This window comes from Flavobacteriales bacterium, assembly GCA_013214975.1.
Classification (GTDB): domain Bacteria; phylum Bacteroidota; class Bacteroidia; order DT-38; family DT-38; genus DT-38.
On record JABSPR010000219.1, the window covers coordinates 1 to 2,995 of the forward strand.

Sequence of the window (2,995 nt, forward strand, 5' to 3'; positions counted from 1 at the left end):
GTTATAATGAACTCTACAATCTCTTAGTTTTTTGTTATGCAGATTTGCATTCTTGGCTCTTTCTCTGGCAATCTTACGAATACCAGCCATATCCTTTCTTTCTTTTTCAGATTGAAGGATTTTCTTTTGGATCGCCTCAGTAACATCTGGGTTTTTGTGAAAGAAATTATCTAGATCTGTTTTCAAGAAATCCATGATGAAATTTCGGATGGTAACTCCACCTTCTTCTACATATTGAGAACCTAGTTTGGTTTTTGTTTGTGACTCAAAAACTGGCTCCATCACCTTAATACTTATTGCTGCTATTATAGAAGACCGAACATCTATTGCATCATATTCTTTTTTAAAGAAGTCTCTTACAACTCGCACTACCGCTTCTCTAAACGCAGAATGATGTGTACCTCCTTGTGTTGTGTGCTGGCCGTTCACAAACGAATAATACTCCTCGCCGTACGAAGCACCATGCGTAATGGCAACTTCGATATCATAGCCCGACAAATGAATAATTGGATATAAAGTAGATCCTGAAATATTGGCATTTAACAAGTCTAATAAACCATTCTTAGAATGATATCTCTTTCCATTAAACCATATAGATAAGCCAGTGTTTAGATATACATAATTCCATAACAGCTTTTCTATATATTCATTTACAAAATGATATTTACCAAAAATTGATTCGTCTGGAATAAACTCGATGCTAGTTCCTGTCTCTTCTTTTGTCTTCTGAAGATTAGCATTGTTTGTGACTTCTCCTTTTTCAAACTCAGCTTCTTTCAATTTGCCTTCGCGGATGGATCCTGCTTTGAAATAACTAGACAACGCATTTACTGCCTTGGTTCCAACCCCGTTTAATCCTACAGATTTTTTAAACGCTTGGGAATCGTATTTACCACCAGTATTAATCTTAGAAACGCAATCGACTACTTTGCCCAATGGAATTCCTCTACCGTAGTCTCGAACAGAAACTTTATTGTCTTTAATGGTAATTTCTATTTTCCTACCATTACCCATTACATATTCATCTATGCAATTATCAACCACCTCTTTAACAAGCACATAGATACCGTCATCGTAAGCAGAACCATCTCCTAACTTACCAATGTACATACCGGGACGCATCCTGATGTGCTCCTTCCAGTCTAGCGACTTTATACTGTCTTCAGTGTAATTTTCTGCCATTTTTTCGGTCAAACTCTTTGAAACTACTAGATACTGGGCGTTTCAAGAAAACCAAATGTAGAAAATATGTTGTGCCTTATCTATTTACGAATAAAACAGTTTTGAACAGAGTTATTAACTGTTTTTAGATTATACATTGAATTTAAAGTTCATTACATCGCCATCTTCAACGATATACTCTTTCCCTTCCATAGAAAGCTTTCCTGCCTCTTTACATGCGTTCTCAGAACCCAAATTGATATAGTCTCTTAGTTTAATAACCTCTGCTTTAATAAAGCCTCTTTCAAAATCCCCATGTATAACACCTGCTGCTTGAGGTGCCGTGTACCCAACTTTAATTGTCCAAGCCCTAACCTCTTTCACACCAGCTGTAAAGTAAGTTGACAAACTTAATAAGCGATATGCAGAACGAATTAGCACAGAAACTCCTGGCTCTTTCAATCCTAAATCATCCAAGAACATTTGCTTTTCCTCGTGATCATCAAAGGAGGCAATATCAGCTTCCATTGCTGCAGTAATAATTATCACTTCAGCATTTTCATTTTTCACATTCTCTTTAACCGCATCAACAAATGCATTTCCTTTTGTTGCTGAAGCTTCATCCACATTACATACATAAAGAATCGGTTTAGTAGTAAGCAACTGCAACCCTTTCACAAATACTTGAGACTTCTCATCCACTTCAACTTCACGAGCTGCTTTTCCTTCTTCAAGTTTTTGCTTAATCGCTTTTAAGATTTCAAGCTCTCTTACAGCATCTTTATTTCCAGTTTTAGCAATTTTAATAGTTTTCTCAATTCGCTTGTCTATCATCTCCAAGTCTTTGATTTGAAGTTCATAGTCTATAGTTTCCTTATCCCTTATTGGATCAATATTACCATCCACGTGAACTACGTTCTCATCTTCAAAACATCGGATCACATGAATAATAGCGTCCGTTTCTCTAATATTGGTGAGAAATTTATTTCCTAACCCCTCTCCTTTACTGGCCCCCTTAACTAGTCCTGCGATATCTACAATTTCGATAACAGCCGGCACAACACGCTCTGGATTAACTAGCTTTTCTAACTCCGTTAATCTACTATCCGGAACAGTAATAACACCAACATTCGGTTCTATTGTACAGAATGGGAAATTAGCAGCTTGCGCTTTTGCATTAGACAAGCAATTAAACAGAGTTGATTTCCCAACATTCGGAAGTCCGACGATACCACATTTTAATCCCACGGTTGTACTTTTATGAATTAGTCGGCAAAGATATTAAAAGTGCAGCTTATTCCAGTGTTCTGAACAAATTGAATACAAGAAAAAACGAACTATCAATATTTATGAACAATGCTCTTTTCCTCTAGTAAATTGATTTAAATTTGGCTGAATTTTACACTCAAACTATGGCCGAAATAAGCGAATTGAAAAATGTTAGTTCTCAAGTAAGACGAGACATTGTACGCATGGTTCATGCGGTAAACTCAGGTCACCCAGGTGGATCTTTAGGATGTACTGATTTTATTACTGCGTTGTACTTCGAAGTAATGAATCATAATGCTAAAAACTTCACAATGGAAGGTAAAGGAGAAGACATGTTCTTCCTATCTAACGGACACATTTCTCCTGTTTGGTATAGTGTATTAGCGAGAAGTGGTTATTTCAATGTATCTGAATTGGCGACTTTCAGAAAGCTAAATTCGAGACTACAAGGCCATCCTGCTACAGAAGAAGGATTAGAAGGAATTAGAATTGCATCAGGATCTTTAGGGCAAGGATTATCGGTAGGAATTGGAGCAGCACTAACTAAAAAACTTGACGACGATAA

At 36.7% G+C, this 2,995-nt stretch carries 3 protein-coding genes; 1 reads left to right on the plus strand and 2 read right to left on the minus strand.

Annotated features, from left to right (window positions below):
- The coding region (locus HRT72_07395; protein NQY67530.1) for an ATP-binding protein at window positions 1–1,182 on the minus strand (1,182 nt) is incomplete at its 3' end.
- Between the two features lie 129 nt (window positions 1,183–1,311).
- On the minus strand, window positions 1,312–2,409 hold the full coding sequence (gene ychF, locus HRT72_07400; GenBank protein ID NQY67531.1) for a redox-regulated ATPase YchF: 1,098 nt from the start codon (window positions 2,407–2,409) through the stop codon (window positions 1,312–1,314).
- A gap of 164 nt (window positions 2,410–2,573) precedes the next feature.
- Here ychF and HRT72_07405 point away from each other — a divergent pair.
- A partial coding sequence (locus tag HRT72_07405; protein ID NQY67532.1) for a transketolase occupies window positions 2,574–2,995 on the plus strand: 422 nt, incomplete at its 3' end.